Source organism: Nocardia cerradoensis NBRC 101014 (assembly GCF_000308535.1).
GTDB classification, from domain to species: Bacteria; Actinomycetota; Actinomycetes; order Mycobacteriales; family Mycobacteriaceae; genus Nocardia; species Nocardia cerradoensis.
Window position 1 is genome coordinate 1 of the sequence record NZ_BAFW01000337.1, and the last position, 7,866, is coordinate 7,866.

Genomic DNA, 7,866 nt, shown 5'->3' on the forward strand with positions numbered 1-7,866 from the left:
TCTCGGATCGAAAACGGCTGCAGCTGTTCGAATTCCTCACCGTCCGCGCTGCCACCGTGCGCTGTGTGGGCGACGACAGACAACTGCCTGCCATCGACGCCGGCGGCGCCGGAATCGACACGGCCCATACCCCCGACGCGATCACTCTCACGCATGTGGTGCGCTTCGCCGACACCGCCGAAGCCACCGCCGGCCTCGCACTACGCGACGGCGATCCATCAGGTCTTGGTTTCTACCTCGACCATCAGCGCATCCATTCCGGCAGCGCCGCCACCGTCGTCGACAAAGCCTATGCGGCCTGGTTCGCCGACCAGCACGCCGGACGCGACGCGATCATGCTCGCCCCGACCCATGACATCGTCACCGACCTCAACGAGCGTGCCCGCGCAGACCGCCTCGCCCGCATCACCGAATCCACGTCAGCAACAACTTTTTTGGGAGACGGGTTGTCCGCGTCTGTGGGTGACATCGTCTGCACCCGCCGCAACAATCGCCGCCTACCGGTCGGGGACCACGATTGGGTTCGCAACGGCTACCGGTGGCATATCGACACCGTCCACCCCGACGGCAGCCTCACCGTCACCCACCTGCGCCCCGGCGGACAGCCCGGCAACACCACCGTCCTTCCGCCCGAATACGTGGGCCTGCACGTGCGTCTCGGGTACGCGATGACGATCGATTCCGCGCAGGGCACCACCGCCGACACCTGCCACACCGTGCTCACCGGCAGCGAATCCCGCAACCAGCTCTACGTCGCGATCACCCGCGGCATCCACGCCAACCACCTCTACGTCCCCACCACCATCGACGGCAGCGAACTCTCCTTCTGGACCGAACCCGCCATCCTCCCCCGCACCGCAGTCGAAGTCCTGCAACACATCCTCGCGCGCGAGGCAACCCACGCCAGCGCCCGCACCGCACTGCGCGACGCCCTCGACCCGCACCGCAGGCTCGGGCGCGCCGCCGACATCTACCTCGATGCCATCGGCGTCGCCACCGAACACACCCTCGGCAACGACGCCCTGACCCGGCTCGACCAGCACGCCGAAATCCTGTTGCCCGGACTCACCGACGCACCCGCCTACCCGGTGCTGCGCCAGCACCTGGCCACCCTCGCCCTCGCCGGCCACGATCCCGTCACCGCACTGCGCACAGCCATCGGTGACCGCGAACTCGACACCGCCAAAGACCCAGCCGCCGTGCTGGATTGGCGCCTCGACACCAGCGGCGCCCACTCCACCGGAACCGGACCACTGCCGTGGCTCCACGGCCTGCCCCACCAGATCACCGACACCACGATCGCCAACCAGCTCCACGCACGCCACCGCATCGTCACCGACCTGGCCACCCAGATCACCGCCGACGCCCGCCCCTGGACCGCGGCAAACGCACCAGTCTGGGCACGGCCCCTACTCGGCAACCAGGAACTGATCGCCGAGCTCGCGGTCTGGCGCACCGCCAACCACGTCCCCGACACCGACCTGCGCCCCACCGGACCCGCCCGCTTCCCCACCCGCGAACACGATTACCAAACCAGACTGAACACCCGGGTGACCGATGCGCTCGGCGACCTGCACACCGCCACACACAAATGGGAGCCGCTGGCCAAACGCCTCGACACCCGCATCATCAACGACCCCTGGTGGCCCGTCCTCGCCGCGCACATCGACACCGCGGCCGCGGCCGGACTCGACATCGACACCCTACTCACCGCCGCCGCCACGCAGCGTCCACTGCCCGTCGACATGGCCGCCGCGGCCCTCTGGTCACGGCTGCGCCTCGACTCCTCCGCGCTCACCACACACACGAGCCAGCCCCTGCGCCCGGACTGGACCCCGCACGTGCACGACATCGTCGGCCACGACGACCTCGCCGAACACATCATCAACGACCCGGCCTGGCCGCGCTTGGTCGCCGCCATCGACACCGCACCCGCCGACTGGGCACCCCACGACTTACTCTCCACCGCTCACGAACTTCTACTCGCCGCAGCCGACGACGCCACAACCCTTCCCCTCCCCGATCAACTCGCCACCGCATTGGCCTGGCGCATCGAAATACTCACCCGCCCGACCCACGAACCCGGAAACACCCACACCGCAAACGAAACCGCGACAACCATGACACCACTAACACCTCAGCCCCGTGACGCCGGCTCAGCTCCCGGCGACGGCGTAGGTCCCTCACCCGCCGACATCGTTTACGCAATCGGCTACCTTGTGTCCGCCGGCAGAATCGACGAAGCGCGAACCACCTTCACCCGCCTCACCGCCCACCTCAACACCACCCAACGCGACATCCTCCAACGCGTCATCACCACCCTGTCCAACCGCGCCTACCCGACAGCGACGGCGCGCCTCCGATGGGCCGCCGACCGCTACCCCGAACACCGGGCGTTCATTCTCGCCGCAATCCCTGCCACCGACCCACACCTGCACCAGCCACTCGACCACACCCAGCCCGGCCACGATCCCCGCACCGCAGCACGCGATCACCGCGAATACATCGACCCCACCCGTCGGCGTCCACCCCGGCCCGACCGCGGCCGCGACGCATTCGACACCTACACCCATTCCTTCGCTGACCTCGACGCCGACCCCGCCCACCTACCCGTCCCCGAAGGCACCGGCACCACCCGCCACCACCCCAGCAACGAGCCGCCGGAAAACGCGGACACCACCAGCTTCTTAGCCGGCAACGGCCACACGGTCGACTACGACCGCTACGCCGTCCCCGACCACCACGAACTCCCCTGCCTGGCATGCGGACTCGAACGCCCACTCACCGACACCCAACCCCGCCACTGCGACGACGGACTCTGCAGCACCTGCCGCGACGACAACCAACCCGGCATCCCCGACCATGAGCCCGCCGACCACGCCGCCGCTCGCTGCACATTCATCACCGACCAACACCCGCCCACTGCGGCACTGGCCCTCCTGCGAAAAGACTGGCGCCACACCCGAAACCCCGCCGACCGCGCCACCATCGAAGCCTTCGCAAACACCCTCCTGACAGCCGAAACCCCAGCCAACGAGAACAATCCACCGCACAATCACGGCAGCGACAGTGGGTTCGGTCTGGCGAACCCGACCCAGATGCTCACCGACACCGAACTCACACAGGCAATCGGCACCCTCGAACTGCGCATCCAACTCGCCGACGACGAAGCCACCGTCTACGGCCCAGCGCACTGCACCAGCAACACCGTCAATCCGGTTGATACCGACTGGCTGGAAGAAGAACTAACGGACCTACAGATCGAACTCACACGCCGCGCCCGCCTCACTCCAGAACAGGCCACCAAAGAACAAGCACAACGCGCCAACCGCGAACACGGAACCGTAAGCTGGTCCGCGGCCGAACACCCCGCACTTGACACCAACGCAGTCGCCGGAACCGACGGCCCCGGGCTCTAGGCGCGTTGTCTGCGCCGGTGCGTCGGTCGGGTATCCGGGGCCGCACACACGCGCCGGATGGACGCCGTATGGCCCGACCTGACACGACCGAGCTCGCCTCTGCGACCGGGCGAGACGTTTAGCCATCAGCGCCGCCCTTGCCGGGTGGTAGGCCGCACCGCTGATATGTGATCGAGGGAGTGGAGTGCCAGCGCCCACGAAGTCGACTCCGCCAAGCCCTCGAACACACGCCGCGCCAGTTGCGCGTCGGACGTCCAAGTCCCAGTGGCTACCACGACATCCCATTCGAAGTCGCCCGCAGACGAGTCGGGGCCAGACGCCAGGCCGCCAAGGTTGACAGACAACGACGCCCCCAGCGGTAGATGGAAACGCACTTCCGTGCAATAGAACCGCGGTTTGGTGTCGAATCTGGCCGCCAGGGCGGCGGCGATACGATCTCGAAAAAGACCAGCTGCGCGCCGTGATCATCGATATCGAGGCGGGCAAGACGGCGGTACCGGACCTACTGCTGGCCGACGACCGCTCCGCTGCGGTAATCGACCGGGAACGCAGCGACGAGATCGCCCGTGAGGCCGCTCATTACGAGCGGCACAAGCTCGAAGAGATCCTTCGCAGTGGTGCCGTCCCCAAAGGTGTGGCCCGCCACATGCGCGAGGACATCACCCGCGTGTCGCTGAGCACACGCAGGTGGCCGCCGGCCGAACCAACCTCCGCGACTTCGAGAACACCGGAGTCGAGGATCGGCTGCTGGCCGGGCTGGCCGCGCACGGCGTGCCCGAGCCGATGCGCAACCAGGTCCGCAGCCACCTGGACGAGGCCCGCGACAACTGCGCCTCCACAGGCCAGCAGGCCCACTGGATCCAGGACCGGTGGGCCGGACGCCGCGAAAAGGTCGCCCTCGACCGCAACCCGGGCCCGCCCGCCTACGACAGCCCCGAACGCCTCGCGCTGCTGGAGCACAACTGGCGCCAGGCCGGACTGACCGACGACGAGATCCGCCAGTGCAGGACTGCGGAAAAGGGCCGCGCCAAACCGCCGAGCGCGCCGGCGAATCCGATTGCCCGGAACAGAAGATGCGCCTGAACACCCCGGCGCCGGGATTCAGCAAACCCACCACCGAGGCACTGACCGCGACACCGGTCACGAGCGCTGACCAGCAGTTCCAGATCCAAGGAGGGAACTGATGACACCGCTCGAAACCGCTTCCGAGACAGCCGATCACGAACCGCAGATCTATCCGTGGAAGGCCGCACCCGCCCATTTGAAGACCCGCCGCCAGTTCCGGGCGGCGGGCCTGGCCCCAGGAGGCCACGCCCCGGTCGCGCAGACCGAAACCCGGCGGCGCGGCCGCCGACTTCTCGCCTACCTCTACGACGTCCGCCTGACCGTGCCCAAACGCACCGCCAGCCCGGCGCAACTGGCCGCGGTCGCCAAGGCCGTCGTCTTTCACGGCCAGGATCACCTGCTCCAGCCCGGGATTGACCAAGAGGAACGGCCGCCACACCTCGGCCCCGCTGCGTTCGACGACGGTGGGAACCAACACAGGTCGAGCGACGAAATTGACCGTGGCCGCTGCCCGGTCGCTGCTGGGTTGAGGGTTGTCGTCCCATCGGGCGGATCAGCAATCGAGAGCCGTGGGCCGGGCGCCGGCGAGAGGATTCCCGCACGTCTGGCAATCGTGCGGCCACAGTTTCGCGGCCACCTCATCCAGGCCGACTGGCCCCAGTCGCTCTGTCTTGATGTCGTCGACCACGAACGGCCCAGCCATCGAGTTTCCACGTCCCACCATGTCCAGCTCCCCTGCTTGTTCGGACAACGCTTGTGCCGCAACAGAATGCCGAACCCCCCTGACACTGTCGGGGCTCTGACCTCCGATAAGCGGGGGGTCTCGGCGGTGCGGGGTCCCGGTAGTAATCGCGCGGAAAACAACGAAGTTGCCTGGACCAGCAGTTTTCCGGAACTTGCCGACACGACGCATCGTGCGTGCGGCGATTGCAATACACACCGACGTATGTATTGTTTAGTTCGAGGGAGTAGAGCATCAAGACATGCTCGGTTCTCCATCTTCAGGATGTCCTGAAGATGGAGAAGGCCCGGAACCTGCTGTTGGCGCAGCAAGTCCGGACCCTTCCGATAAGCACTGATCGTGAGCTTGTCCGGCCCGCTAGATCAGGTGCGAGAACCAATCCGCCAGTCCGGCGATCAGTTTGGTCACCGGACTGGCGGTGCTCGTTCCAGCCGTATTCGGCAGGAACCGCACAACCAGATTCGCGGCGTTGATCACCGTGTTGAGCGCTTTGCAGCACCCCACCAACCAGCTCATGGCACCCCGGCTAGGCCGGGGCTTGTTCGAGCGAACAGGTGCTCCGTCACTCACGGAACAACCACCTTCTTCCGCAATCGGGAAACCCGCCGGCGGATTGCGACGAGCTGGAAAGCCCCTTCCGGAGAGGGACAACCAGCCAGCCGCAATCACGACCTTCAGGTGTTGCGGTCTTCCATGAAAGACGCGCCCACGGTTGCGGATTCGGGCTCCAGCCGAACGAGATGAATCCTACTGGTAGGAGGACAACACATATACGACACACTTCCGACACCGGGTGGCGCAGTACGTGCGTTTGGCCTGAATGTGGGGTGCGTGTGGGGTGACGTCGTTATTCAGAGCGTCCGTGTGGGCTCAATGTGGGCTCAATGTGGGATGTATGTGCGGTGCCCCGACCTAAGTCGAGCAAGAAATATGACGTAAATCACAAGCGCGCAGGGCAGGTCGTTGAAAAGAGGGTTCGGAAAATTGCCACCGGAGAGGAGCTCTCGTTGTCGGGCGGATGGTCGCCGATGATCGGCTGCTGCACGCCAGTCGAAAGGGGACACCGGGGCGCACTACTGGTCTCCGGCATGTGGGTGGAGTCAGCGGCTGGTACGCGAATCTCGATGTGGGGGCCTTCTTTCGGTAAGAATCGAGCGGTGATGGGGAGGATGCGCCGGATGGGCGCACAGATCAGCAGTGTGTCCAGGGCGGTGACGCGGTCGGCGGGCCGGATGCGGTTGTCGACCGCGGTCGCTCTGGCGGTGCTCACCGGAGTGTTAATCGCGGTGGTGGCGGAGTGGATCCTGTTCGCCGCGTTTCATCCACAGCGCGGCGGTACCTCGGTGGATGTCACGAAGCTGGCGTTGACCGTGGTCGGCGGGGTCGGTGGGGTGGTGGCGCTGGTGATCGCCTACCGCCGTCAGCGGGATATTGAGCAGGGCCGGTTCGTGGAGCGGTTCGGCGCCGCGGCCGCGCAGCTCGGGGCGACCGATGTCGCGGTGCGGATCGCGGGGGTGTACGCGATGGCCGGCGTCGCCGATGAATCCGACGGGCTGCGCCGCCAGCAGTGCATCGACGTGCTGTGCGGATATCTCCGCTTGCCCTACGACGCTGCACACGGCAGTAGCGGCCGAACGAAACGGGTGGTCACCCTGCCCAACCCACGCGTCGAGGACCTCGATGACCCGGGAAAAGTCGAGGAGCATCACGAGTACCGCAGCAACGACCGTGAAGTACGCGCCACCATCGTCCGGGTCATCGTCGCCCACCTACGCCCGGAATCCGAATACAGCTGGTCGACAAACGATTTCGACTTCCGCACTGCCTACCTCGAAGACGCCGACTTCCGTCACACGACCTTCTCCGGCACCACCTGGTTCGACAACGCGACCTTCTCCGGCCACACAGCGTTCGACCGCGCAACCTTCTCCGGCACCACCGGGTTCATCGCCGCGACCTTCGCGGGCACCACCCGGTTCCACAACGCGACCTTTTCCGGCACCGCCTGGTTCGACAACGCGACCTTCTCCGGCACCACCCGGTTTGGCGGCGCGACCTTTTCCGGCACCGCCTGGTTCAACGACACGATCATCTCGGGCCCTCTCTCCTTCGACGAGGCGACCTTCTCGGGCCTCACCTACTTCGACCGCGCCAGCATCACCGGCACAACCTCGTTCGAGGACGCGACGATCTCCGGCGTCTTCTCCATTGCCCATGCGACCATCTCGGGCCCCCTCTCGTTCAGCCGAGCGGTCATCTCGCGCGAGGCCTCGTTCGACGGCGCGACGATCTCCGGCACCTTCTCGTTCGACCGCGCGGTCATCTCGGGCACTACCTCGTTCTTCCACTCGATCATCTCCAGCACCGCCCGGTTCGACGACGCGACCTTCTCCGGCACCACAATGTTCGACGGCGCAACGTTCTCGAGCACGACCTCGTTCGACGGCGCGACCTTCTCCGGCACCTGCACATTCGAGAAAGTGGACTTCGGCGCAAAGCCGGTCTCGTTCGCTGGCCCCGAACTATGGGGGCCACCGGAACCAGTCTTCGACTGGTCTGCTGACATCACTCTGAAACCCCCCAATGTCGAACCTCAAGATTGGCCGCCGGTCGTGGCGACGTCGTTGCCCGATTCGCGGT

The 7,866-nt window shown here is 66.2% G+C and carries 5 protein-coding genes; 4 read left to right on the forward strand and 1 reads right to left on the reverse strand.

Annotated elements, in window-relative coordinates:
* From ON23_RS36215 to ON23_RS39670, 3 genes are all read left to right on the forward strand, one after another.
* Window positions 1-3,419 (forward strand): AAA family ATPase (locus ON23_RS36215; RefSeq protein WP_145987467.1); only part of this gene is annotated, 3,419 nt, incomplete at its 5' end.
* Between the two features lie 687 nt (window positions 3,420-4,106).
* Window positions 4,107-4,502 (forward strand): hypothetical protein, encoded by a 396-nt coding sequence (locus tag ON23_RS28985; RefSeq protein ID WP_039782192.1) that lies wholly within the window; start codon window positions 4,107-4,109, stop codon window positions 4,500-4,502.
* Between the two features lie 100 nt (window positions 4,503-4,602).
* On the forward strand, window positions 4,603-5,499 hold the full coding sequence (locus ON23_RS39670) for an RRQRL motif-containing zinc-binding protein (RefSeq protein ID WP_305080416.1): 897 nt from the start codon (window positions 4,603-4,605) through the stop codon (window positions 5,497-5,499).
* 84 nt (window positions 5,500-5,583) lie between these two features.
* Here ON23_RS39670 and ON23_RS38160 read toward each other — a convergent pair whose 3' ends face one another.
* The gene (locus ON23_RS38160; protein ID WP_157170312.1) at window positions 5,584-5,742 is read right to left on the reverse strand and encodes a hypothetical protein; all 159 of its coding nucleotides are present in this window, start codon (window positions 5,740-5,742) and stop codon (window positions 5,584-5,586) included.
* 662 nt (window positions 5,743-6,404) lie between these two features.
* On the opposite strand from ON23_RS38160, the gene ON23_RS28990 reads away from it, so the two are divergent.
* Window positions 6,405-7,866 (forward strand): pentapeptide repeat-containing protein (locus tag ON23_RS28990; protein WP_051043519.1); only part of this gene is annotated, 1,462 nt, incomplete at its 3' end.